We start from the raw sequence: 24,954 nt of genomic DNA on the forward strand, positions 1-24,954 counted from the left end.
TATCTTAAACGACGTCAATATCTCCCATTTGGCTGATGATTGATAGGGTTGTATTCGCATGTTCTCTACTTTGTTTGTAGATTTTCTTGAACAAGCTGACTTGAACATTATTGACGATATCATTTAGGTCGATATCTCCCATTTTGGTTTCTAAATAGAAGTTCATCTGGCTTGGGTCTTGATTGAGGCGGACAAAGGTATCACCATTGCTATTGGTCATGGTAATGTTTCCGGCAAAGAGTGTTTTATCGACGTCAACATCACCGTTTGAGACCTCTATCTTAGCTTGTTGCATGTGGTCAGTGTGGCTATCAATATCCCCATTACGACAAATGAAGTTGGTATTGATGAAGTGATTATTCTCTAGGTCAATGTCCCCATTATCATTGGTAATACTGGTGTCTTGGTAGTAACTAGCATCGCTATCAATATCTCCATTAGCATTCTTGATACTACCACTTAGCATACGACTGTTTTTGATGACGATGTCACCATTTTTGGCAACTATAGCTACTGTTTGAGTAGAGACTTGCGTTACGGTAATATCTGCTAATCTATTATTGAGGGTTAAAGTTTGGCACTGTAGTTGACTAACATCAATATCTCCGAGATGACTGGAGATAGTCAAGTCTGATAAGTTTTCTGGTAAATCAATATATGCAGTTGGTGTATCTTGGATGATGATTTTGACAAAATTTCCCCAAAACCCCTTGGTTTTACCAGGTTTATGTTTTAACTCGGCAGGTGCTTCTGTAATGGTTAGATGGCCACTATGACTATCAATCTTGAGGGTTGGATGGTAGGGACTGTCTTGGTTATCATAATCAATCATGACTTGTCCGTCTTTAGAAGGACGAAGGACGACAGCTAGTTGGTCAAGGGTGAGGTGAACACTCTTGATATTTTCTTGACCGATAATAGGTTTATTGTTTTCATTTTTTATCGGTAGGGGTTGGTTGAGAGCGACCTTGGTTTCGGGATAGAGATTTTTTAGGACTTCTTCGGCGGCTTCTTTGGGGTCTCCGAGTTCTTGCATAATGGTTGCTTCACTTAAACCAGAGTCCTCGAAGTATTCACGGAAGTGACTCAGGGTGTCTTCTCTATCGTTGGGAGAGAGGTTATTGAGATAGGACTCTAGTGTTTTGAGGTAGTCATCTTTGGTCATACGGGTCTCCTTTATGTCTTTAATCGAGGCTGATATTGCCTAGTTTGTTGATAATGGTGAGGCTATCTTTGCTGTCTTTGACAGTTCGGCTTGCCTTGTTATCGTTGATTGTCAGGTCTTTGATGTCTTTTGTGTTGATGGTAAAAGGGCGTGTGACTTCTAGGTTAAGATTGCTACTGTCACGGCTCTTGTCTGATAGACTGATGGTCATGTGTGATTCGCTGCCATAGCGATCATGGTCGCCGTTAGTAATGGTATTTTCACCCTTGATTGTCAGGTTTTTGATATCTATTACGGCTTGTTCAAAAGTGAAGTCGCTGTTTTCTAAGGTGAGGTCAGTTGCAACAAAATCGGCATATTTCCCTGTAATTGTTGTATTTTTGATGTGTGACTTCTTAACCTTAAACCAGCTGTCGTTCACCGTTGCATTTTCTAAGGTTGAATTGGTTAAGGTCATAGATGAGTAATTTTGAACGTTTACATTTTTGAGTTGGCTGTTGATAAAATCTCCTTCAAAAATGGTTCCACCATCAATTTGGATATTTTCACCGTAGATAAAGTCAGAGTAGTTAATGTTTTTGATATGAATATCAGACAGGTGTAAGTATTCTCCCAACACTCCTGAACCACTTAATTCATCCAAGGTCATGTTTTTAGGGAGCGATAGTTTTAAGATATAGGTTTGATTTTTATGCTTGCTCAATTCACGACTGATGGCTGAGATAGGGAGTTGTACGACTGAACCATAATAGTCTGTTTGGATGATACGCAGTTTACCTTTTTCCTCTTTGACGAGGATTCGATTAGTCTTGTCATCTTCAAAATACTGATAGCTGACATGGATTTTATTGTCTGGAGATTCTTCAGTCTCAATGTTATAGTTGAATAATGAGAGTTCAAGCGAGGTGATATTGTCGAAAGAGGCTTCCTTATGGACGGGAACGCTGAGTTTGCTGAGTTCATCAAAACCATTTGACAAAAAACCAATAGTAGCCAAGATGATACCACTAATCAAGGTGATAAAGCCAATAAGGGTTAGAAGGTGTTGTTTAGTTTTCATAAGAAGTCCCCCTACGGATAAGTTTACGGATTAAGAATAAGATAAAACGATAGGATAGTTTGAGAAGGAGCCAAATCAGTAGCCCTAATAAGATAGCCCCGCCAAGTGCTGCCAGTCCTGTACCAAAGCCCATCAAGAGAACTGGAAGGGCTGTTGGGATAAGCGTTATACTCTCCCATAAAACTGTCGCACTAACGAGGATGAGGACGAAGTCAACGGCTATCGCTGCAATAAATAAAGAACAGATTAAGATGATAAGAGCAAGTAGAAAAGCTAGCAGAGATAGAAGTACTGGAATACCGAGAGGTGCTGCAAAGATGGCTAAGAGACTGATCCAAACAATTTGTGCTCTGGTACGAGGCCCCTTTTTGTCGGTTGCTAATTTTTTATCGAGAATATTTGTGATAATTTCGTTAGCGGCTTCTCTAGGTGTCCCCAATTCAAGCATAACAGCTTGTTCATTATCTTCACCTGCCTCATCAAAATATTCAGTGAAGTAATCCATAGCTTCGATATAATCTGCCTTTGGCAAGGCGCGTAAGTGTTTTTCAAGTTGGTTGAGATATTCAGTCCGTGTCATGACGGCGTCCTCCTTCTACAATGTCAGTGATGGTCTGGCTATAAATATGCCACTGGCTCGTGAGGAAAATGAGCTGTGCCTCTCCCTCTGGCGTGATGGTGTAATATTTTCGTGTTCTCCCTTGATGTTCTTGGCTGTAGGTGGTCATAAAGCCACTTTTTTCCAATTTTTTCAAGAGCGGATATAGGGTAGATTCCTTGATGTTGGCGACAAGCTTGACTGTCTGACTAATCTCGTAGCCGTAGGAATCATGCTTACTCACGATTGATAGAATGATAAACTCAATCATGGCAGATGATACGGGAAAATACATACCTAGCCCTCCTTTTTAAGTTATTGTGTAAAATTTTTATATATAAATAATTTATATATAAAATATATACCTATTCGAAAAATTTGTCAAGAGATTATGTGTTGGAAAGTGAAAAATTTGACTACCCTTTTAAAAAGTGATATATTTATAACAAAAGGAGACTTATAAATGAAAGATAACAAAAGAGATATCCCTATTGCTTATAAGATTTATATCTTGTTAATATTGCTATCAACTATACTTTATGGTTTAGGTATCTTAGTAATCACACCAGATACTGACCCAGTTTATCTTAAATATGGTGGTATTATCGGAATCCTTATCGTTGAATTGGGTTTTCTATCATACTATGCAAAGAAAAAAGCCGATGAACCTTTTGATGAGCGTCTTTATGCTAATCTTATGAAAGCCTCTTCCTTAACTTTTTTAGTGAGTTTAATTGTGTTACTTAGTATTACTTTTTTTCTCTTTTTTGGTGTCTTTACAAGTATAACCTTAGGCTTCCTAGTATTGATTATTGCTTTTTTAGTTCTGACTTTTGCAATAATCTTTATCACCTTAGAAAATAGATAAATATGCCTAAACAGTCTTTCATAGAAACCAATTTAAAAGCGTATAGAGAAACAAAAGGGATGACACAACAAGATTTAGCAAACCAGATTGGAGTTAGACGAGAAACGATTTTACATTTGGAAAATAATCGGTATAATCCCTCTTTAGAAATGGCTTTAAAAATTTCTAGGGTATTTGGTGTATCTGTTGAGGATTTATTTAGATTAAGAGAGCAATAAGAAAAGAGATTGAATCAAGATGTTCAATCTCTTTTAATGTTTAAGCTTCATCTGTTTCTCTAAACTCAGCATCAATAATAACATCATGTTTTATTTTATTTAGAAATTCGGGATTTAATAGTTCTTCTGTAGCTTTTGAATTTGAGTTTAGTAACTGACTGTAGAATGTTTTAGATAGTTTTATCCCCATTGGTTTAAAGGTCGTATAGGTTATACCTCCTGAAATGACACCCCCAATCACAGGAACCATTTTAGATATAACATTTCCTATTATTTTTTTGTTAATCTTTATTCCTAGAATTGTGCCGACTTTTTTGACCAATGGATACCAAGTTGTCTTGGTTAAGGCTTTGGCAGCTACTTTTTTACCAATATTTGGTCCAGCATTTTTTGCTACTTTCAAAATGAGAGTATTTGCCCCGCTTGCTCCAAACATTACCCCTAAATATGCAATGATACGAATTTTTGTTTCATCGGAAATCTGTTTTGAATTATCGAAAAGATTATCTTCTCCGTACAAATAAGCGATTTTTTGAGACAGATGAAGAGCAAATCCAAAAAATTGTGTAATATCTGCTGTAGCTGCAACTCCAGCAACTATTGGATTACCAGGAAGTCCAGCCATAAAAGCTAAAACGGTTGTCTTATTAGTAGTGTCATTGATAATTTTTATAGCTTTTCTTTTTAAAACATCTGGTTTATAGACTTCTTGGGGACCTTTTTCAAGTATAACATCTATATATTTATCGTTCTTAAATTCCTGGCGTAAAAATTGCTCTCTGTCAACCTTAACAAAAGGTAATTGACTAGCAGCTGTGATGGTTTGAGTAAGAATTTCAAAAGGTTCTAATTGATTATTTGCCATAATTAAAACTCCTATTTTCAAAAATATATCAATGTTATTATATCAAAAATATTATTATATATGCTATTTTAAAAGTTAGTATTTATATTGTGTTATACTAGGACATAAGGAGGGGAGTTGTGATGTATCATTATCAAGAGTTGGGCAAAACGTTTAGAAAATTACGGCAAAATCGCCATATTACCCTTAAACAAGTCGCTAGTGAAACAGTGTCTGTATCTCAGTTATCTCGCTTTGAACGTGGCGAGTCTGACTTGTCTGTGGGTAAATTTTTAACCATATTAGGTCATATCCATGTTGAAGTTAAGGAATTTATGGACGAGGTGAATGATTACCAACACAGTGAAAACATTGCGTTTATGAGTGCCTTGATTGATTTAGAGTATAAGAGAGATGTTGCTGGTTTTCGTGCCTTGTTGGCTGAGGAACAGGACAAATATCGACAAAAACCAGAAGTATATCGTTATTACCTCAATCAAATTCTGCTTCAAGGCTTTATTTGTAAGTGTGATGCAACCATTCCTTTTCCACAGTCCTACATTGATGATGTGACTGATTACCTCTTTACAACGGAGCATTGGAATATTTATGAGTTGATTTTGATTGGTAACTTGTATTTATTTATCGACATTCCCTTGCTGCATCGGATGGGGCAAGAAATTCTCAAACGGCGTCATTATTACCGCCAAATCCATACACACAAGCATTTGGTTACTATTACTATGCTAAACATTTGGGAAACTTGTCTTCACCGTAAGGCACTTGATGTGGCTGACTATTATCGTCGAGAATCTGAAAAACTTATTCGCAATGAGACTAAGGTGTATGAAAAGACTATTTATCTCTTTTTAGATGGCCTCCACCATTATCAATCAGGGCAAGTTTTAGAAGGGATTGAACGCATGAGGCAGGCTATTCAGGTGTTTGAGTGGGTAGGCTGTCCCAATATGGCACAAAATTATAAGGCTGATTTCAAACGCTTTGTCGGCTAATATTCCCAAATATACAACAGAGAGAAAAACCTCCTTTTTCTTAGCTATAATAGCTGATAAAGGAGGTTTTGTTATGCAAACAAATGAAATGAAATTACTTAGCAGTCGAACGGTCAATAAGATTGGCAATGTCATGTACGATTATGGTAATAGCACTTGGATAGCAGCACTGGGTGGTCTTGGGCCTAAGTACCTGGGTTATTATCAATTGGCAGAGCACCTGATTTCCTTATTTTTGAATCCGATTGGTGGAGCGGTTGCTGACCGTTTTAGGCGGCGTCACATTCTTTTAGTGACCGATTTTCTAGGTGGTGCCATGTGTGCTATTTTAGCTATGGTAGGAACAAATCAGATGATGCTTTATGGTCTGATTACAGTTAATGCACTGTTGGCTATCTCACATGCTTTTTCAGGGACATCTTTCAAATCTTATGTGGTGACTTTGGTGGATAAGGAAAGGTTGGTTGATTTTAATGCCCATTTGGAAGTCATGTCACAACTGGTTAGTGTATCCTCGCCATTACTGGCTTTTCTATTTGTTGATAGGTTTGGGCTTAGACCAACCTTGCTTCTCGATAGTTTGACCTTTTTTGTATCTTTCTTTCTACTCTTATCAATTCGGCATGAGGAAAAGCATTTAGCAACTCATGATAAACCAACCAGTATTTCAGCGATTTTGGTAGATATCAAAGAAGGGATGCTGTTTATCAGACACGAGCGCGAGATTTTCTTTTTGTTAGTCATTGCAGCTATGGTCAATTTTTTCATAGCCGCCTTTAATTACCTTGTGCCCTTTACAAATCAACTCTTTCACGCTTCATCAAGCTATGCCACACTGTTGACGATGGGGGCTTTTGGGGCAATCTTGGGTGCATTTCTAGCCAATAAACTCTTTAAACATTCTTATGATAGTATCCTCATCTCCTTGGGCTTATGCGGGTTTGGTTTGGCGTTGATGACTCCTCTTTCGCTCTGGCACTTACCAATGCCTATTATTGTTTCAGGCAATCTTGTTTTTGAATGTTTTCTGACGATTTTCAATATTCACTTTTTCTCAATGGTTCAAAAAAAGGTACCGCATCACTTGTTAGGGCGCGTGTTTAGTTCTATTTTTACTGTTGCTGTCCTCTTTATGCCTCTGGCGACAAGTTTGATGACCTTATTTCCTGTAACCATCCATCTTTTGACCTTTGCCGTGATAGGTTGTGGCATTATGCTCTTATCAGGTATTGGTTTTTGGTATAGTCGGACGTATTTTAAGGCTTAACTCAACTATTTTGATAAATTATCCAACTATTTTCCAATTGTTATTTGGCTCAAAAAGCTTATACTAGAGATAAGAGCTCTTAATACTTTAATTGGAGGAAAACGATGAAAACCATTGGTGATAAAATTAAGACCTTACGTCTGAGTGCAGGTTTTAGTCAGACACAATTAGCTGACAAATTGGGGATTAGTAGTCAAGCTGTATCAAAATGGGAGACCAATTTTTCTCAACCAGACATCACACTCTTGCCAGAGCTTGCGACGGTGTTTGGTGTTCGTATTGATGACCTTTTCGACTACACCAAGGATAAAATGTTTGACCACATTGATAGCAGTTTGTCTTTTGGCAATCCGATGACATACCAGACATTTGTTGAGTTTGAAAGCTTTTTATTGTCAGAAATTGCTCTTGATGTGAATCATTATCGAGCCCAGTCAACGCTAGGATTTTTGTATCTGAGATTTGCTGAGCAGCTCAAGAAAAAAGCTGTTCAACATGCCAAGAAGGCTTTGGAATTAAACCCCAATAGCAAGGGTGATATCAACGTCATTAGTATCGGGTCGGACGGAGCTCTCTATGATTGGGATGCCCGAAACCATCATGAACTGATTGATTATTTTCAAAAAACTCTTAAGATTGCTCCTGAGAACAAACGGCTTTATTTCTACATTCTCGACAACTTGATTGCGGATGGTCGCTTGGATGAGGCAGAAACCTTTTTACAAGAATCCTATGAGCACAACCCAGATGTGCTAAATGCTTATTATCAGATTTTGATTGATGACCATCGCTATGGGTTTGCTCATGTGAAGGCAGAATATCAAGCCTACGCTGCACAACATGACGATGATTGGCGAGCCCTCTTTTCAGTTGCCAATAGCTTATCACAAAATGGTGCTTACGAGGAGGCTATAGAGGTTTGGGAGAAGGCTTACAAAGCTCAAGAAAAACCACGATTTACCGATTATCACGAGTCCATAGCCATCTGTTACCTACGTCTAAATGACAAGGCAAACGCCGTCAAGGCCTACCAAAAAGTATTAGATGTCTTACGAGACGATTGGGATTGTAAGTTTGGCTCCTATGTTGACCGTATCAAAGAAAAAATTGAACAGTTGGCGGAGTAAAAACCCTTTATCAGCAAGAGTAATGTTATTGTAGTATAACCAAAAAAAGCCTTTGAAATCTTGATTTCAAGGGCTTTTCTAAGTTTTAAATATTAAAGTGGGGCTTGCTGAATGTCCAATTTTTATTTTTAAATCGATTATATAGGTAAGTGTTCTGTGGTATAGTAAATGGTTTATTTGAAATGACGAAGTAATTTGCGGTATTAATAGTTGCTTCATTTAAGTATTTGATATTATCTGGAGTTAACTTGATAAACATAGTTTTAGCTTCATCAATTGAATTATCAATGAATTCAATAAAGCAATATTGAAGCGGTAACTTGTCGCTTTCCCTTTTCAACTTGGCTAACTTGACCTGCGTTACCTAGGTCACTTTGCTTTAAATTATACTTTTTTCTTAAACATTTGATACGAGTAGGTATTTCTTGTGAGTAATTTTCATCAAAAAATTTCATAGATAAGCCCCTATAAACATGGAAAAGTAGTAAAAATAGTTGTTATCCTAGTTGATTAAAAAAATCTCTGATTTCCTCATCTTTTATAAAATAATATATAATTTTCCCCTCTCTTCTAGTGTCCAAGATGTTTTGATTGGATAGTTTACGAAGATGGTGGGAGGCAGATGCCACACTGAGATTTAGTAAACAGGCTATATCGCAGACACAGAGTTCTTCAACAGCAAGGAGATAAAAGATGATATTTATCTGTTTATTATCGGTAAACTTTGATAAAATGCGAAGTGATTTTTGGACTTTTTCCTTTTCAAGGTAGTTCGTTGCGGTTGTAACATTTTGTTGATTTATAATATTCACTTGGCAGATACTATCTTTTTTCAAAATATTTTCTCCTAGCCTAACACAGTCCATAGCATGTCAAAACTGTTATTTTCAATCAGGATATATATCCCCAATCCTAAATAAACAACTGCAATAAACCATCTGCTATATTTTTCTAAAGTTTCTCCAACAGAAGGGACTTTTGCCAATTTTTGGGCAGAAAAAACCAAGAGATAAATCATGACTAGAAAGGTAAGTAAAGCCACTATCAAATTCGCTAAATTTAAGGTAGTAAAATATGGGACAAAGACACCAATATTGTCAGCACCACAACTTGCAAAAGTAATCATAGCGACTAGAAAAATCAGGTTTTTATTATCTTTGCGCAAACCTTCTTTGGCAATAGCTTCTCCATCAGAATCTCCTAAAAGCAAAACTTTGAGGCCTAGGAGAATTGGAATCAAACCGAGCAAACCTAAAATCTCTTTACTAGGAATATAATCTAAGACAAATGCAAAAAGCAAACTTAGCAATATTAGACTAACAGAGCCTAGAAATTGTCCTAAATAGATGTTAATGATGTCTTTTTTGCTTTTTCTTTTGGCAAAAAATAACATTAGGATAATAAGTAAGTCTACGGCTGTCCCAGAATACAGGATTATTGAAGTAACAACATTTTGAATCATAAAAAACCTCATTCAAATCTATTTTTGAATGTATTTTAACATTAAACTTTGTAGATGTCAACTTCAGCTCCACCAAAATATAGATAAGAAGTTAGTGTACCAAATATAAAAAGCCCTGCCATCGAAATGATAGCAGGGCTTAACTTCAATATCCAAATGATATATTCATCTAAAAAAGGTAGAGTTTTTATTGATTTGTAGTGCGATATAATGAGTTTCAAAAAATCAAAAATCGCTTAAAATCAATATTTTGACGTCTATTGACGTGTACTGAAACCCTATTTAACCTCAGTAAAGATGACGTGTTTACGTAATTTTGGTGAGTATTTTTTCAATTGAAGACGGTCTGGAGTGTTACGTTTGTTTTTTGAAGTAAGGTACAAGCGTTCACCAGATTCTTTGTGCTCAAGTGTAATATTTACGCGCATGGTATCTCCCTTCTATTATTTAGCTTCGTTAGCTTTAGCGATTTTACGTCCTTTGTAGTAACCTTTTAGGGATACACGGTGTGAACGTGAGTAATCACCAGTAGTTTCGTCAAATTGTACAGATGGAGCTGTCAATTTGTAGTGTGTACGACGTTTGTTTTTCTTCGCTTTTGACGTGTGACGTGCAGGAACTGCCATTTTTTCTTTCCTCCGATAATATGATATAAGTCTTGATTTTCATCAACTCAACTATGATAACACAAGTTTTTTGTAAAGTAAAGTTACTTGACAAACTTTTTTAAAAAATACTTGACAAATTATATATATATATATATATACACTAGAATAATAGTCATTTCATCATATTTGGAGGAAAAGTCGTGAAAACAATCGGAAAAATATTGCTTGACAAGGTGATAACTGTTATCTTAGTGATTGCTACTTTGGCAATTGGGTTCCTATGGTTCAAAAATGGTATTTTTGGTTTATTTGATGGTGTAACCAAAGAACAATATAGCTTTGTCATCAAGCGTTTTGAAAAAGAAAGCCAACTGGTAGTTGCTGGTGCAGATGTTGAAACAACAGCTAATCCTGTCTTTGAAAACAAGGCTCTTGAGTCTTGGCCTAATTGGACAAAGCCTATTACAAAAGTGCTTATAGGACGTGAATCTACTGTTGAATTGCCAATTAAAACAGAGTTTAAGTTGGAACTGGAAGGTTTAGGTGAAGAAGATATTACCATTTCTGGTAATGTGTTAACTTTTAATAAGCCGTTGACAGTTTATGTGGATTCGCAAACAGATGGTGAGATTAAGATTAAGTCTGCAAAAAGTGGCTTAGTTGATAAGGTTGTTGATGCGTTTACGGCTAGTAAAAAGTCACAAGAGTTTCTAGCTAAAGAAAGCAAAAAAGCTATTTATAAAACGTCAGAACACGTTTTAAATGATGAAGAGCGTCAAGAAAAAGTAGCCAAATTTGCTGGTGAATCCCTGGAAAACCTCATCAATTTAGGGGCTGAAAAGGAATTAGATGTTCAAATTGAGGTTAAGGATTTAGTTTTTGAGAATGTTGATAAATAACAGGGAGAGGGTAGATATGTACTGACCCCAAAGTTAGATTTTTTTGTCTAACTTTTGGAGTTCAGTTCAATATTATCTACTCCCTTTTTAATTTATTAATTGTATCTCCTAATGCCTCTATGCTTTTTTTGTGTTAAAATAGATAAAAAGATAGGAGAATAAGTGTATGAAATTACAAAAACCTAAGGGAACGCAGGATATTTTGCCACAAGATTCTGTGAAGTGGCAGTATTTAGAGCGTCAAGTTAGAGAGATTTTTAAAACTTACCGTTATGATGAGATCAGAACCCCCATGTTTGAACATTATGAAGTGATTAGTCGCTCGGTCGGTGATACGACAGATATTGTGACTAAGGAAATGTATGATTTTTATGACAAGGGAGAGCGCCATATCACCCTTCGTCCAGAAGGGACAGCTCCTGTGGTGCGTTCTTATGTCGAAAATAAGTTGTTTGCACCTGAAGTGCAAAAGCCTGTCAAACTTTATTATATGGGACCAATGTTTCGTTATGAGCGTCCACAGGCAGGACGCTTACGTCAGTTCCATCAGATAGGAGTTGAGTGTTTTGGCTCCGCTAATCCAGCGGTAGATGTTGAAACGATTGCCATGGCCAATCATTTCTTTACAGAGATTGGTATTACCAATGTGACCTTGCAATTAAACAGTCTTGGAAGTCCAGAGAGTCGTGCTGCTTACCGTCAGGCCTTGATTGATTATCTGACACCGATGAAGGAGCAGTTATCAAAAGATAGTCAGCGTCGCTTGGAAGAAAACCCTCTTCGTGTGCTTGATAGTAAAGAAAAAGAAGATAAAATAGCTGTCGAAAATGCACCATCCATCTTAGATTATCTTGATGATGCCAGTCAAGCACACTTTGCAGCAGTTCGTCAGATGTTGGAGCGCCTAGGTATTAACTATGTGATTAACACCAACATGGTACGTGGTTTAGACTACTATAACCACACGATTTTTGAGTTTGTCACAGAAATTGAGGGCAACGAGTTAACCATCTGTGCGGGTGGACGTTATGATAATCTTGTGTCTTACTTTGGAGGTCCAGAAACACCTGCCTTTGGTTTTGGTATGGGCTTTGAGCGTTTGCTTTTAGTGCTTGACAAACAAGGGGTGAGTCTTCCAGTTCAAGAGGACCTAGATGTCTATATTGCTGTTTTAGGAGAGGATGTGAATATCGAGGCACTTAGTTTGGTACAAGCTATTCGTCAGCAAGGTTTCTCCGTTGAACGTGACTACCTCAATCGTAAGATTAAAGCTCAGTTCAAGTCAGCAGATGCCTTTGGCGCACGTTTTGTAATCACTTTGGGCACAAGTGAAGTTGAAAGTAACCAAGTGACGGTCAAAAATAATCAGACACGTTCAGAAATCACAGTAAGCCTAGAGGAACTCAAATCTGATTTTGAAAAAGTTGTGACAAACATCGCTTGATTAAGGTTTAAAACATGAAAAAATTAGTTTAAAACTGCCCAAAGTGGCAGTTTTTTTGATAGAATAGAGTAGATATACATATACATAAAAATAATAGAGGAAAATGATATGAAACGTTCAATGTATGCTGGTCGTGTTCGTGCAGAACATATTGGTCAAGAAGTGACTCTTAAAGGTTGGGTTGGTCGCCGTCGTGACTTAGGAGGATTGATTTTTATTGACCTTCGTGACCGCGAAGGTGTGATGCAATTAGTGATTAACCCTGAGACAGTTTCAGCTGATGTGGTAGCTGTTGCGGAAGGTTTGCGTACAGAGTATGTTGTAGAAGTTACAGGATTGGTTGCAGCACGTGAACAAGTTAATCCAAATTTACCAACAGGTGAAGTCGAGTTACAAGTAACTAGTTTGACTGTTTTAAATACGGCTAAGACAACACCATTTGAAATCAAAGATGGTATTGAAGCTAACGATGACACACGTTTACGCTACCGTTATCTTGATTTACGCCGTCCAGAGATGCTTGATAATTTTAAATTGAGAGCTAAGGTGACGCATACCATTCGTAATTATCTTGACGGTTTGGAGTTTATTGATGTTGAGACACCGATGTTGACTAAGTCAACACCTGAAGGGGCGCGTGATTATCTAGTACCTAGCCGTGTCAACCAAGGTCAGTTCTATGCCTTGCCACAAAGTCCACAGATTACAAAACAATTGTTGATGAATGCTGGTTTTGACCGCTATTATCAAATTGTGAAATGTTTCCGTGATGAAGATTTACGTGGTGACCGTCAACCTGAGTTTACACAAGTTGACTTGGAAACGTCATTCTTGTCAGAAGTGGAAATTCAAGATATTGTGGAAGGTCTTTTGGCTAAAGTTGTCAAAGCGACTAAAGGATTTGACGTTACTTTGCCATTCCCGCGTATGGCTTATGATCATGCGATGAATGTCTATGGGTCAGATAAGCCTGACACGCGTTTTGATATGTTGTTACAAGACTTGACAGACGTTGTCAAGGGTGTTGACTTCAAAGTTTTCTCGGAAGCAGAGGTTGTCAAGGCTATTGTTGTCAAGGGTGAGGCAGATAAGTATTCCCGTAAAGACATTGATAAACTAACTGAGCAAGCTAAACAATTTGGTGCCAAAGGGTTAGCATGGATTAAGTATGTTGACAACAGCTTGACAGGACCTGTGGCTAAATTCTTGACAACTATTGAAGCTGATTTGGTAGCAAAACTAGCATTGTCTGAGAATGATTTAGTTCTCTTTATAGCTGATAGTTTAGAGGTTGCCAATAATACACTTGGAGCTTTACGTTTACGTATTGCCAAGGATCTTGACTTGATTGATCAAAGTAAATTTAATTTCCTTTGGATTGTTGATTGGCCAATGTTTGAGTGGTCAGAAGAGGAAGGTCGTTACATGAGTGCTCATCACCCGTTCACACAACCAACAGCAGACACGGTTGAGCATCTGACAGGTGATTTGAGCAAGGTTAGAGCCATTGCTTATGATATCGTCTTGAATGGTTACGAACTTGGTGGAGGCAGTTTGCGTATCAATCAAAAAGCGCTTCAAGAACAAATGCTAACAGCTCTTGGCTTTTCAACAGAAGATGCCTATGAGCAATTTGGTTTCTTACTGGAAGCTATGGACTACGGATTCCCGCCACATGGTGGTTTAGCAATTGGACTTGATCGTTTGGTGATGTTGTTAGCTGGGAAGGATAATATTCGTGAAGTCATTGCTTTTCCTAAAAACAATAAAGCAACCGATCCTATGACGCAGGCACCAAGTGTGGTTGCAGATAAACAGTTGGCTGAACTAGCCCTTAATATTGAGAAAAATGGTCAAGAAAACAACAACTAAAAAGAAGGTTAAATTTGTCCTTAACCGTTGGGCCAAAAAAATTGGTCTGTTTCAAACATTACAAAGCATTTCTAGAGAGAAGTATGCCGAGAAAATCTCGGCTTCTCTTTTGTATGGTCTGCTATCAAGTATAGCTGTCAACTTTTTCTTTCAACCGGGTCATGTTTATTCCAGTGGGGTTACCGGCTTAGCACAGGTTATTTCTGCGATTAGTTTACGTAGTTTTGGCGTTGAACTACCGATTGCTGCTGTTTTTTATGCCCTTAATGCGCCATTGCTTATTTTAGCTTGGTACACATTAGGACGTAAATTTACCATCTTTACTTTTATTACCGTAACAATGAGTACGATTTTTATCCAGTTTATGCCTAAGGTCACTTTGACAACCGATCCTCTCATCAATGCATTATTTGGAGGGTTAGTCTTGGGGTTAGGTGTTGGTTTTGGGTTTAAGTCTAATATCTCTAGTGGTGGTACAGATATCATTAGTTTAACAATTCGTCGTAAAACAGGAAGAGAAGTTGGGCAGATTTCCCTTATTGTCAATGCATTTATTATGTGCTTTGCGGGCTTTTTATTTGGTTGGCAATACGCATTGTACTCAATGATTACAATTTTTGTCTCCAGTCGGGTGACTGATGCAGTTTATACCAAACAAAAGAAAATGCAAGCGATGATTGTGACAGATATTCCTGATAAAGTAAGTCGCATGATTCATAATAAGTTGCATCGTGGTGTTACTCAAATCAATGAAGCTGAGGGCACATATCAACATGAGAAAAAAGCTGTTCTAATGACCATTATTACAAGGGCGGAATTTGCGGATTTTAAGTATTGGATTCAAAAGACGGATCCTAAGGCCTTTGTATCTGTTGCTGAAAATGTACAAATTATTGGGCGTTTTGTGGACGATGAGCGTTAACGATTGAGCAAGAAAGATGAGGGATTTGCATGCCAGAGACATATGACTTACAGTTAAGGAAGTTTATCTTAATTGCTTTGGGTGCGGCGATTTACGCTTTTGGTTTTGTAGTGTTTAAGTTGCCTAATAATATTGCTGAAAGTGGTATGGCTGGTGTGACCTTAATTTTACATGCGCTTTTTGGTGTTAATCCAGCGATAGCAGGTTATCTGATAAATTTTCCCTTAATTGTTTTAGGTGCCTTTATGTTTGGAAGAAAGGCTATGCTTTATACTATTTTTGGTACATTTAGTCTCTATTTCTTTGTTTGGGTTTTTCAACAGACAGGATTAATGATTGATCTGCAAGGAGATTATTTTGTCATTGCTATCCTAGCAGGATTGACAGGTGGTATAGGTGGTGGTATCGTTTTTAGAAATTCAGGTACCATCGGTGGTTCAGATATTATTGCTCGTCTGTTTGAAGAAAAATTTAGTATTCCTCTTGTTCAGGGTTTGTTAGGGATTGATATTATTGTTATGCTTCTATCTCTGACTTATGTCTCTATCCCGCAGATGATGTATGCTCTTGTTGCTAGTTTTATCTATAGTCAAGTAGTTGGATTGGTTCAACGAGGGGGGTATTCCGTAAGAGAATTACTTGTGATTACGAATCATTCAGATGAAATTGCTAGAGAGATTATGCAACAACTAGGACGCGGAGTAACTTATTTGCAAGGTAGTGGAGCGTATTCTGGGAATGACAAAAAAATACTATATGTGGTTCTCAATCCGAGTGAGATAAAGATGGCAAAATCACTTGTTATGTCGATTGATGATAAGGCATTTATATCTATTTCAACGGTTGATGAGATTGTTAGCCCGGAATTTGTGATTAAGCGTAGTAAATATAGACAGGTCAGTTAGGGAGTTGAGAGGAGACAAATAAGAGAATGAATCAACGAAAAAGAGCCAATTTATTTGATTTGATGATGATTGCATTAGGCACAGCTATTTATGCATTTGGTTTTGTGTATTTTAATATGGCAAACCATTTAGCTGAGGGTGGTGTTGCAGGGATAACTCTGATTATTAATCGTTTGACTGGATTTGATCCAGGTTATGCAACCTTATTATTAAATGTCCCGCTTTTTATTATGGGAGCTAAAATTTTAGGACGTAAAAGTTTAGTATTAAGTCTATATGGAACGGTTACGATGTCCTTTTTTATATGGTTGTGGCAACGTGTTCCACTAGTGATTAATATTAACAACGACCTCTTGATTGCAGCTTTATTGGCTGGTGTTTGTGCTGGTATTGGTAGCGGTATCGTCTTTAGATATGGTGGCACAACGGGAGGTACAGATATTATTGCTCGCATTACCGAAAAATTATTTGGATTTCAACTAGGGCAAGTGCTGTTGATTATGGATGTAATGGTTTTAACAGCCTCTTTATTTACCATTAGTATGCAACATGTGATGTATACCCTTATTGCAAGCTTTGTGTATAGTCAGATAGTGGCTATTATTGAAAATGGTGGTTACACTATTCGTGGTATGATTATTATTACAGATCGATCGCAAGAGATTGCTCAACGTATTATGACAGATATTAACAGAGGGGTTACTTATTTACAAGGTGAAGGAGCTTATTCTGGAACATCTAAAAAAGTTTTATATGTTGCCTTAACACCGGTAGATGTTCGTGATGTCAAAATAATGATTGAAGATATTGACCCTAGCGCTTTTGTATCCGTTATTAATGTTGATGAGGTTATTAGCCCTGATTTTGTGTTTGATCGTAAAGAACGTATGGCTTTAAAACAATAGTTTGACAGTTTATCGAAAGATTCGGTAATCAATGAAATATAGAAAACCTGGTTCAAAACGCTTAATGGACCAGGTTTTTTGTGTTATTCAGTTGTTTTATAGTTGATTGAAACAAAATCAGGACAAGAGAGACTTTGTAAAGCATTGGAATTCTACAATATTTTTCAAAGGGATTGTTATCTTATTCCTAACTCAATCCACTATAATGATTGTGAGGTCGTCTTAGATAGTCTAATCTTATCAAAAAACACCCCTCCTATTCGATTTTCCATCTAAACGGTAGGGGTGCTATTTGTTGTTGGACTGCTATATTGATTACATTTCGTTAGGAGCTTTAACGCCTAATAGAGCTAGAGATTCTTTGAGCACTGTAGCTGTTGCATAACATAGTGCGAGACGGCTTTCACGTTCAGGATTTTCGTCTAAGATACGTGTATGAGCGTAGTATTTATTGAAACTTTGAGCTAAGTTGATGGCAAATTTAGCAATGATTGATGGTTCAAAATTATCAGCACTACGTACAATCACGCGTGGGAAGTCTTGAATAAGTTTGATGATTTCCCAACTTTCAGCATCATTTAAACGGTATTCAGCATCCTTATCTGGTACAAAAGCAGCTTTTTTCAAAATGGATTGAATACGAGCATGAGCGTATTGTACATAAGGACCGGTTTCGCCTTCGAAGGAAACCATAGCCTCGAGGTCAAAGTCATAACCGTTGTTACGGTCTGTTTTTAGGTCATAGAACTTGATTGCACCAACACCTACAGCGTGAGCTACTTCTTCTTTATTGGCTAGGCTTGGGTTTTTAGCTTCAATTTGTGCTTGAGCACGGTTCACTGCTTCAGCAATAGTTGGCTCAAGAAGAATGATATTCCCCTTACGCGTTGATAATTTTTGACGATTTTTTGTAACCAGACCAAATGACACATGTGTCATATCATCGCTCCAAGCGTAATCCATTTCGCTTAATACAGCTTTTAATTGTCTGAAATGAGCAGACTGTTCTTGCCCAACGACATAGACAGCCTTGGCAAAATCATAGTTACGCTTACGGTAGAGAGCTGCTGCCAAGTCACGTGTGATGTAAAGTGTTGCACCATCTGATTTTTTGATAAGGGCTGGATGTTCGATACCGTGTTTTTCAAGGTTAACAACCAAGGCACCTTTTGATTCTTGAAGAAGGCCTTTTTCTTCTAGAATGGCAACAACTTCGTCCATTTTATCATTGTAAAAAGCTTCGCCGTTGTAACTATCAAAGTCAACTTCTAATTCTTTATAGATACGGTTAAATTCAACTAGACTCTCGTCACGGAACCATTGCCATAGCTCTAAGGCTTCTTTATCACCGTTTTCAAGTCTCAAGAACCAATCGCGTGCTTCGTCATCTAATTCAGGATGTTCTTTAGCTTCTTCGTTAATACGAACGTAGAGTTTGAGAAGCTCATCAATTGGATTAGCGATAACAGCCTGCTCATCCCCCCATTTTTTATAGGCAACGATAAGCATTCCGAATTGCTTGCCCCAGTCACCGAGATGGTTTATTTTAATAGTATTGTAGCCGACTTTTTTAAAGAGGTTCGAGAGGGCATCTCCAATAACTGTTGAACGTAAGTGTCCGATAGAAAACGGTTTGGCGATGTTTGGGCTTGACATGTCTATGACGATATTACGCCCTTCACCGATGTTTTGATTGGCATAGTTAGCTCCTTCAGAGATAACTTGATTTAAAATTGATTGAGAGATGCTTCCCTTATCCAAGAAAAAGTTGATGTAAGGACCAACAGCTACGACCTTTTCAAATCCTGATTGGTCTATTTTTGTAACAATATCAGTAGCAATAGCTTGCGGTGCTTTGCGAAGTGTTTTGGCAAGAGTAAAGACTGGGAAAGCAATATCTCCCATATCAGAATTTTTTGGTGTTTCAAGTAACTGAAGCACAGTGTCATGTTCAAGTTCAGGCGCTGCTTTGACAATACTGTCAGCTATCAATGCTTTATGATTCATAGAGGTCTCCTTAAAAGTATTTAATCATCTTATTCTAACATAAATCAAGTAAATATGGTACGGGTTCCTTAAAAAAATGATATAATATTCATATTTTTATTAAAAATGTATTATTTATCACTAAAAAAGAAGGGGGGCGCATATTGACTAAGTCGTTCAAAGCATCGTTGAGCGCTAGTGGCATCTTCGCAAATGATGAGACAGGTGTCGTCACCGCAGACAGTTGCTGTAATTTCTGGGATGTGCATCGAATCAAGGATTGAGCCGAATGATTGCGCGAGACCAGGTAAGGTTTTTAGAATAACTTGATGTTGTACAGGTCTAAGCATCACTAAGGCATCATCCATATAAAATCGAAGGCGATGTTCCCAACGGCTGGGAGTGATACTATGAATTTCGTAGTAGGCATCTTCTCCAGAGACTTTAATGAGATGTAAGTCCTTAATATCGCGAGATAGTGTAGCTTGTGTTACTGTAACGCCATTTTTAGATAGCAATTCTTGAAGTTCTTGCTGGGTTCTTATCTTGGCTTCTGAGATTAAAGAGAGGATAAGCTGATGTCGGGCTTCCTTTTTGTTCATACACAGTGACCTTTCTTAAGAGTTGGTGATTTAAGTTGTACTGATAATCAATGCAGTTTCATTATAGCATATTTTCACTGATAGAGAGGTCTATAGCCAGATTATATATGCTCTTTGCTCATCCGTTTTTGGTATTAGTGGAGATATCCTTGGATTATTGATATAATGGTAATAAGGGGGAAATCAAAATGTCAGATTTTATTGTTGACCAATCTTTTTGGACCTTATTTCCGGATGCTAAGATTGGTGTTGTTCTTTTGGAAGATTATCATGTTGATATGACCTTACAGAATGAACTCAACGCCTTTTTAGTTGAAAGTAATGAGCTAGCTAAAAAACATCTTGTGGCAGAACAATTTAGTGATAACGATGTTGTCAAAACATACAGACAAGCTTATCAGCAATTCAAAACCAAAAAGGGAGCTCGTTCAAGCATAGAGGCACTATTAAAACGGGTTAGCACTGATAAGCCTGTAGGTAGCATCAATCCCTTGGTTGACATTTATAATGGTGTTAGTTTGCGTTATGCTCTACCTGTCGGTGCAGAAGACAGAGACACTTTTGAAGGTGATCTTTACCTAACTGTAACAGATGGTGGTGATGACTTTTATCTGATTGGAGATGATCGCAACCAGCCGACTTTGGCGGGAGAGGTTTGCTACAAGGATGATAAAGGAGCGGTGTGCCGTTGTTTGAATTGGCGAGATGGTGAACGGACGATGATTACAGATACCACCCGAAATGCTTTTTTGGTCATTGAATTATTAGATAGCAGTCGTGAAACTGATTTAGAAAATGCGCTTGATATGATTGTGGCTAAGTCTGAGTATTATCTCTCGGCCAAAACATTTAAAACCATTCTCAGTAAGGATAATCCTAAACTGTCGCTTACGGTGTGATTGGACTTCTTATTTCAGAAAGGTGATTGAGGTAAGCATGATTAGTAGAGAAGATTATTTAATGATTCGCCAGATGGCTGACTTTAGTTATCTCCCCATAGATAGCTTTGATCGTCTTATGGCCTCAACTCATTTAAGAAAGGTGCCCAAAGACCACATCATCTTTTTTGAAGGAGATAAAAGAGATAAGTTATTTTTGATTAAATCGGGATATGTCAAGATTGAGGAGTTTGATGCTTCAGGATCTTTTCTATACACTGATTATGTCAAACATCAAACTATTTTTCCTTATGGCGGGATGTTTATTGATGAAAAGTACCATTTTTCAGCTATTGCAATGACTGATGTGGAGTACTTTTATTTCCCTACGGAATTATATGAGACTTATCTCACTCATAATAATCGTCAATTGAAACACTTAACAGAAAAACTATCTTGTTTATTACGTATCCACGAGATTAGGTTGCGTAACATGGTGACATCTAGCGCTTCAGAACGTGTGGTACAAGCCTTAGCCATTCTCTTATTTGATATTTGTGAAGATGATGTCCTCCCTTTTGCTATTACCAGTGTTGATATTGCCAAAATGAGTGGTACTACAAGAGAAACGGTAAGCCATGTTTTAAAAGATTTGAAAAAAGAAGGGGTTTTGGAGTTTAAGCATAAGACCTTGACCTATTTAAAAAAAGACTTTTTCTTGAAATATATGGAATAAATCCTTATTAGCTCCTCAGAAAAAGCAACAGTTCTTATGCCGTTGCTTTTTCTGAGGAGCTAATATATAATCTGAAATCTTGTTAGAAAGATTGTCTCATGGACAATAAATAAATTTGAAGACAAACCATATTGGTAAGATTGAGATAGTTTTATTGACGGTAACCATCTTTTTTGTCACTGAAAAGGATACAACCATCTTAAGATAGTATAAAAGCTATTCTAAAAAATTCTAACTTACAGTTATGATTTTAGATAGTTAACATTTTTCGTTTTTAGTGGTTCTGTTTAGTCTATGGTATCGAAATAAGTCGTATCCAAAACCGTTTAATCCAGACGTTGCGATTAGGTTCAAATCGCATATCTTCAAGTTTTCCTCCTAAAGCTAATATTGTATGTTCAGATGCTATATTGTCGTCATCACAAGTGATTAGTACTTTGGATATACCTAATAGTTTACAATAGCTTAAGGCGAGTGCAAGTTGTTCTTTACCGTAACCTTTTTTTCGATACTGTGGGTGAATCGAGTATCCAATATGACCTGAAAATTGATACAAAAAATCTTGGTTGATATCATGCCTAATATTCACGATGCCGATGAGGTCATTTGTTTCTGATAGGGTGAAAAACGTTGATGACGGTGACCGTCCTTCTGGAACGGTTTGTCTAGAGGATATTGTTTTGATATGTTCGAGCCAATCAGATAATTGAGAGTAAGTATCAAGTCTTGCGCCACCATAGATTGACTCTCCTTTGAAAGCTTTTTTAAACTGTAAGATATCCGACTGTGAACAGTCAGTTGGATGAACCAGTCTTAGTGCCATGATACTCTTTGTCTCCCATCATTTTGCCATCAATTATATCACAACAACTTTAAATTTGGTATAATACTAATAAGAGAATTTTTGAGAGGTTTTAGCCGATGAAAAAAATTTGTTTTGTCTGCTTGGGAAATATTTGCCGTAGCCCTATGGCTGAATTTGTCATGTCATCCTTACTAGAAGATAGAGATTGGATTGTGGAGAGTAGGGCAACATCGCGTTGGGAGCATGGGAATCCCATTCACCAGGGGACGCAAGCGATATTGAGAAAGTATCAGATTCCTTATCGTACTGATAAGACCTCTCAGCAGATTAGTCAAGCAGATTTAGATGATTTTGATTATATTTTGGCTATGGACAATCATAATTTAGATGATTTACGTCAGATAGCTAATGATGAACAAACAGAAAAGATTTTTTTATTTGGTGAAAAAAGTGTGCCAGATCCTTGGTATACAGGCGATTTTGAAGAGACCTATTCCTTAGTGACCAAGTTTTGTCAGGATTGGATAGCGCGTATTGAAGGGGTGGATAGATGATTAAATTACATCAAATCAAGTGGTCACGCTCTATGATTGAAGCTATTACAGTAGCTGTAGTCATCATTTTGGGGGCTATGGTCTTTCTTGTTTCTGTAAAACAGCAAGCCACATTGACTTATGATAACGGACAAATCGTTTATACCGGTGACGTTGTTAATCATCGTATGAACGGAAAAGGAAAACTAGTTTTTGCAAATGGTGATACCTATGAGGGAGACTTTAAAAACGGTACATTTAACGGGAAGGGGTTGTTTATTGCCTCAACAGGTTGGTCTTATGAGGGAGACTTTAAAAACGGCAAACCAGATGGACAAGGCAAATTGATTGCGAAGGATAAAAAAGTTTTTGAAGGTAAGTTTAAGCAGGGGATTTATCAAAAATGAGAATTAAGTGGTTATCTATTGTGCGTTTGATGGGGTTATTTTGGGTATTGGCTTACCATTTCTTCAAAAATCACTTTACAGGTGGTTTTATAGGTGTTGATATTTTATTTACCTTATCAGGTTTTTTAATCACAGCTAATTGGTTAGACGAATATGCGACAAAGGAAAGTATAGACTTGATTCGCTTTGGACAAAAACGACTATATCGTATTTTGCCGCCTTTGGTTCTGATGATATTAATAGTGATGCCATTCACCTTTTTAGTGAAGCGAGATTTTGTTGCAGGTATTGGTCTACAAATCACATCAGCTCTTGGATTTACAACTAATTTCTATGAAATGATGACAGGTGGCAATTATGAGAGCCAATTTGTGCCACATTTGTTTTTACATACATGGAGCTTAGCGGTTGAAATGCAATTTTATATTGTTTGGGGCTTGGTGGTCTGGCTTATTTCCAAGAAGAAAGCGACATCTAATGAGTTCAGAGGCTTTGTTTTTGTTGTTTCGGCTGCTTTATTCACGATGAGTTTTTTGACAATGTTCGTTCAAGCCTTTCTTGTCGACAATGTTTCTTTGATTTATTTCTCTCCGTTTACCAGAAGCTTTGCTTTCTTTTTAGGAAGTGTTGTGGCTACAGTATCAGGTATAAAAGATACGACAGGTCGTTTTCGACGTCATGTTGTCCTATTTGATATTAAAAAAGTACTTGCAGGCATATCCCTGGCATCTCTTTTCTTGGTGATTTTAGGAAAGTTCCTTGATTTCACACATTTATTTACGTATTTACTTGGTTTTTTACTAGCAAGTCTTGTCACATCTGTATTGCTATATGCTGTTAGACTACTTAGTGATCAGACACAAGAGATTGAAGAACCATTTATATTAACGGTTCTTGCTGATTTGAGTTATGGTATTTACCTATTCCATTGGCCTTTGTATATTATTTTTGGTCAGATAGCATCGAATAGTTTGGCAGTTGTTTTGACGTTGATTTTTTCAATTGTCTTTTCTGGCTTGTCTTACTATATCGTTGAACCAATTGTTGCTGGTAAGACACCGAATCTATTAGGTGTAACGGTTGATTTTAAGGATTATTACAAGTGGGCTTTAGGTGGTCTCGGTTTGTTGTTGGTGATTACCTTAGGGATCACAGTGACTGCCCCAAAAGTGGGGGCGTTTGAAACGGATTTGTTGGTTAGTTCGCTGAATCAAGCTGACAATCGTTTAGATAGGACCCATACTCTTTTGGCTGGCGATGCAAAAGCGGTCAGTGATGTCCAGATTATTGGTGATTCGGTAACCTTGAGAGCTTCTGCGGCTATTGAAGAAATGTTACCTGAAGCGCGACTGGATGCTGAGGTTAGCCGTGATTTCATAAAAGCCTACGAAATTTTTCACAATGACATAAAAAATGATAGTTTATCAAAAACAGTAGTTTTGGCAGTTGGTGTTAATTCTGTCTATAATTACGAAAAAGATTTGGAGAATTTTATATCTGACCTGCCGAAAGGTGCTAGGTTAGTCATTGTAACGCCATATAATTCTGGTGATGGGAGAGTGCCAGAATTACGAAACTATGAAGTTGAGTTAGCAAAAAAATATAGTTATATTACGGTTGCTGATTGGTATAAAACGTCTTTAGCTAATCCAAAAATTTGGGCTGGGACTGATGGTGTTCATTTCTCGGAAGCAACACCTGATGGTGCGCGATTGTATGCAGAGACAATTCAAAAAGCCATCAAAAAGGCTTCTAAGCAGCCTGCAAAAGGTGAAAAATCAAGCAAAAAATAGGGGGTGTTATGATTGTGAGCGTCTTTGAAAGACGCTC

Annotated in this window: 29 protein-coding genes and 1 pseudogene; 17 read left to right on the forward strand and 13 right to left on the reverse strand. The window is 37.3% G+C overall.

The genetic code is table 11. The features are described from left to right. Positions 1-4: 4 nt before the first annotated feature. From ACVRZH_RS00340 to ACVRZH_RS00355, 4 genes are read right to left on the reverse strand one after another with little or no spacing between them, the layout of a single operon-like run. Complete coding sequence (locus tag ACVRZH_RS00340; RefSeq protein WP_447453347.1) at positions 5-1,165, reverse strand: DUF4097 family beta strand repeat-containing protein; 1,161 nt, start codon at positions 1,163-1,165, stop codon at positions 5-7. 19 nt (positions 1,166-1,184) lie between these two features. Continuing rightward, on the reverse strand, positions 1,185-2,225 hold the full coding sequence (locus tag ACVRZH_RS00345; protein ID WP_447453348.1) for a DUF3737 family protein: 1,041 nt from the start codon (positions 2,223-2,225) through the stop codon (positions 1,185-1,187). Then, entirely contained in the window at positions 2,215-2,805 is a 591-nt protein-coding gene (locus tag ACVRZH_RS00350) for a DUF1700 domain-containing protein (RefSeq protein WP_447453349.1), read from the reverse strand. Before ACVRZH_RS00350 ends, ACVRZH_RS00345 begins: the two co-directional genes overlap by 11 nt. Then, the gene (locus tag ACVRZH_RS00355) at positions 2,792-3,118 is read right to left on the reverse strand and encodes a PadR family transcriptional regulator (protein WP_447453350.1); all 327 of its coding nucleotides are present in this window, start codon (positions 3,116-3,118) and stop codon (positions 2,792-2,794) included. The genes ACVRZH_RS00350 and ACVRZH_RS00355 overlap by 14 nt, the downstream gene beginning before the upstream one ends. Before the next feature lie 168 nt (positions 3,119-3,286). Between ACVRZH_RS00355 and ACVRZH_RS00360 the strand changes: the two genes are divergently transcribed. Further along, entirely contained in the window at positions 3,287-3,691 is a 405-nt protein-coding gene (locus ACVRZH_RS00360; protein ID WP_447453351.1) for a hypothetical protein, read from the forward strand. A gap of 2 nt (positions 3,692-3,693) precedes the next feature. After that, positions 3,694-3,909 carry a helix-turn-helix transcriptional regulator gene (locus tag ACVRZH_RS00365; protein WP_447453352.1) on the forward strand — a complete coding sequence of 72 codons (216 nt, stop codon included), beginning with the start codon at positions 3,694-3,696 and terminating at the stop codon, positions 3,907-3,909. 40 nt (positions 3,910-3,949) lie between these two features. Here the strand turns inward: ACVRZH_RS00365 and ACVRZH_RS00370 are convergent, their stop codons facing one another. Next, on the reverse strand, positions 3,950-4,774 hold the full coding sequence (locus ACVRZH_RS00370) for an ABC transporter ATPase (protein WP_447453353.1): 825 nt from the start codon (positions 4,772-4,774) through the stop codon (positions 3,950-3,952). 122 nt (positions 4,775-4,896) lie between these two features. Here ACVRZH_RS00370 and ACVRZH_RS00375 point away from each other — a divergent pair, with 122 nt between their 5' ends. The 3 genes from ACVRZH_RS00375 to ACVRZH_RS00385 all read left to right on the forward strand — a co-directional run bounded on the left by ACVRZH_RS00375 (position 4,897) and on the right by ACVRZH_RS00385 (position 8,160). After that, a complete protein-coding gene (locus ACVRZH_RS00375; RefSeq protein ID WP_447453354.1) occupies positions 4,897-5,766 on the forward strand; it encodes a helix-turn-helix domain-containing protein in 870 nt (289 codons plus the stop codon). 73 nt (positions 5,767-5,839) lie between these two features. Then, complete coding sequence (locus ACVRZH_RS00380) at positions 5,840-7,033, forward strand: MFS transporter (protein WP_447453355.1); 1,194 nt, start codon at positions 5,840-5,842, stop codon at positions 7,031-7,033. Between the two features lie 104 nt (positions 7,034-7,137). Then, positions 7,138-8,160 (forward strand): helix-turn-helix domain-containing protein, encoded by a 1,023-nt coding sequence (locus ACVRZH_RS00385; RefSeq protein ID WP_447453356.1) that lies wholly within the window; start codon positions 7,138-7,140, stop codon positions 8,158-8,160. 293 nt (positions 8,161-8,453) lie between these two features. On the opposite strand, the gene ACVRZH_RS00390 is transcribed toward ACVRZH_RS00385, so the two are convergent. The 3 genes from ACVRZH_RS00390 to ACVRZH_RS00400 are packed head-to-tail and all read right to left on the reverse strand — an operon-like array spanning position 8,454 to position 9,622. Beyond that, positions 8,454-8,615 (reverse strand): hypothetical protein, encoded by a 162-nt coding sequence (locus tag ACVRZH_RS00390; protein ID WP_447453434.1) that lies wholly within the window; start codon positions 8,613-8,615, stop codon positions 8,454-8,456. Between the two features lie 42 nt (positions 8,616-8,657). After that, entirely contained in the window at positions 8,658-8,996 is a 339-nt protein-coding gene (gene cadX, locus ACVRZH_RS00395; RefSeq protein WP_447453357.1) for a Cd(II)/Zn(II)-sensing metalloregulatory transcriptional regulator CadX, read from the reverse strand. An 11-nt stretch (positions 8,997-9,007) separates the two neighbouring features. Further along, a complete protein-coding gene (locus tag ACVRZH_RS00400; RefSeq protein WP_447453358.1) occupies positions 9,008-9,622 on the reverse strand; it encodes a CadD family cadmium resistance transporter in 615 nt (204 codons plus the stop codon). Between the two features lie 28 nt (positions 9,623-9,650). Between ACVRZH_RS00400 and ACVRZH_RS00405 the strand changes: the two are divergent. After that, positions 9,651-9,823 (forward strand): annotated as a pseudogene (locus ACVRZH_RS00405) (FanG protein). Between the two features lie 77 nt (positions 9,824-9,900). Here ACVRZH_RS00405 and rpmG read toward each other — a convergent pair. Then, complete coding sequence (rpmG, locus tag ACVRZH_RS00410) at positions 9,901-10,050, reverse strand: 50S ribosomal protein L33 (RefSeq protein ID WP_002262412.1); 150 nt, start codon at positions 10,048-10,050, stop codon at positions 9,901-9,903. Positions 10,051-10,065: 15 nt separating this feature from the next. Continuing rightward, entirely contained in the window at positions 10,066-10,248 is a 183-nt protein-coding gene (rpmF, locus tag ACVRZH_RS00415) for a 50S ribosomal protein L32 (RefSeq protein ID WP_000290414.1), read from the reverse strand. A gap of 182 nt (positions 10,249-10,430) precedes the next feature. On the opposite strand from rpmF, the gene ACVRZH_RS00420 reads away from it, so the two are divergent. The 6 genes from ACVRZH_RS00420 to ACVRZH_RS00445 all read left to right on the forward strand — a co-directional run bounded on the left by ACVRZH_RS00420 (position 10,431) and on the right by ACVRZH_RS00445 (position 17,177). After that, positions 10,431-11,129: a hypothetical protein gene (locus tag ACVRZH_RS00420; protein ID WP_447453359.1), complete on the forward strand. Its 699-nt coding sequence runs from the start codon at positions 10,431-10,433 to the stop codon at positions 11,127-11,129. Positions 11,130-11,295: 166 nt separating this feature from the next. Further along, positions 11,296-12,573, forward strand: coding sequence for a histidine--tRNA ligase (gene hisS, locus ACVRZH_RS00425; protein WP_447453360.1), 1,278 nt, complete (start codon positions 11,296-11,298; stop codon positions 12,571-12,573). Between the two features lie 108 nt (positions 12,574-12,681). After that, positions 12,682-14,445, forward strand: a complete 1,764-nt coding sequence (gene aspS / locus ACVRZH_RS00430; RefSeq protein ID WP_447453361.1) for an aspartate--tRNA ligase — start codon at positions 12,682-12,684, stop codon at positions 14,443-14,445. After that, positions 14,423-15,367 (forward strand): YitT family protein, encoded by a 945-nt coding sequence (locus tag ACVRZH_RS00435; protein WP_447453362.1) that lies wholly within the window; start codon positions 14,423-14,425, stop codon positions 15,365-15,367. Before aspS ends, ACVRZH_RS00435 begins: the two co-directional genes overlap by 23 nt. A 29-nt stretch (positions 15,368-15,396) precedes the next feature. Next, entirely contained in the window at positions 15,397-16,272 is an 876-nt protein-coding gene (locus ACVRZH_RS00440) for a YitT family protein (RefSeq protein WP_447453363.1), read from the forward strand. A 26-nt stretch (positions 16,273-16,298) separates the two neighbouring features. Beyond that, the gene (locus tag ACVRZH_RS00445; RefSeq protein ID WP_447453364.1) at positions 16,299-17,177 is read left to right on the forward strand and encodes a YitT family protein; all 879 of its coding nucleotides are present in this window, start codon (positions 16,299-16,301) and stop codon (positions 17,175-17,177) included. A 315-nt stretch (positions 17,178-17,492) separates the two neighbouring features. On the opposite strand, the gene argS is transcribed toward ACVRZH_RS00445, so the two are convergent. Further along, positions 17,493-19,184, reverse strand: coding sequence for an arginine--tRNA ligase (argS, locus tag ACVRZH_RS00450; RefSeq protein ID WP_447453365.1), 1,692 nt, complete (start codon positions 19,182-19,184; stop codon positions 17,493-17,495). Positions 19,185-19,294: 110 nt separating this feature from the next. Then, a complete protein-coding gene (locus ACVRZH_RS00455; protein ID WP_447453366.1) occupies positions 19,295-19,765 on the reverse strand; it encodes an arginine repressor in 471 nt (156 codons plus the stop codon). A 188-nt stretch (positions 19,766-19,953) separates the two neighbouring features. Here ACVRZH_RS00455 and ACVRZH_RS00460 point away from each other — a divergent pair, with 188 nt between their 5' ends. Continuing rightward, positions 19,954-20,664, forward strand: coding sequence for a B3/B4 domain-containing protein (locus ACVRZH_RS00460; protein ID WP_447453367.1), 711 nt, complete (start codon positions 19,954-19,956; stop codon positions 20,662-20,664). Positions 20,665-20,701: 37 nt separating this feature from the next. Then, entirely contained in the window at positions 20,702-21,379 is a 678-nt protein-coding gene (locus ACVRZH_RS00465) for a Crp/Fnr family transcriptional regulator (protein WP_447453368.1), read from the forward strand. Positions 21,380-21,671: 292 nt separating this feature from the next. On the opposite strand, the gene ACVRZH_RS00470 is transcribed toward ACVRZH_RS00465, so the two are convergent. Continuing rightward, positions 21,672-22,202: a GNAT family N-acetyltransferase gene (locus tag ACVRZH_RS00470; RefSeq protein ID WP_447453369.1), complete on the reverse strand. Its 531-nt coding sequence runs from the start codon at positions 22,200-22,202 to the stop codon at positions 21,672-21,674. 98 nt (positions 22,203-22,300) lie between these two features. On the opposite strand from ACVRZH_RS00470, the gene ACVRZH_RS00475 reads away from it, so the two are divergent. The 3 genes from ACVRZH_RS00475 to ACVRZH_RS00485 are packed head-to-tail and all read left to right on the forward strand — an operon-like array spanning position 22,301 to position 24,917. Beyond that, positions 22,301-22,738 carry a low molecular weight protein-tyrosine-phosphatase gene (locus ACVRZH_RS00475; RefSeq protein WP_447453370.1) on the forward strand — a complete coding sequence of 146 codons (438 nt, stop codon included), beginning with the start codon at positions 22,301-22,303 and terminating at the stop codon, positions 22,736-22,738. Continuing rightward, on the forward strand, positions 22,735-23,124 hold the full coding sequence (locus ACVRZH_RS00480; protein ID WP_447453371.1) for an MORN repeat-containing protein: 390 nt from the start codon (positions 22,735-22,737) through the stop codon (positions 23,122-23,124). Before ACVRZH_RS00475 ends, ACVRZH_RS00480 begins: the two co-directional genes overlap by 4 nt. After that, the gene (locus ACVRZH_RS00485) at positions 23,121-24,917 is read left to right on the forward strand and encodes an acyltransferase family protein (RefSeq protein WP_447453372.1); all 1,797 of its coding nucleotides are present in this window, start codon (positions 23,121-23,123) and stop codon (positions 24,915-24,917) included. The genes ACVRZH_RS00480 and ACVRZH_RS00485 overlap by 4 nt, the downstream gene beginning before the upstream one ends. Positions 24,918-24,954: the final 37 nt, after the last annotated feature.

This window comes from Streptococcus fryi (assembly GCF_053206505.1).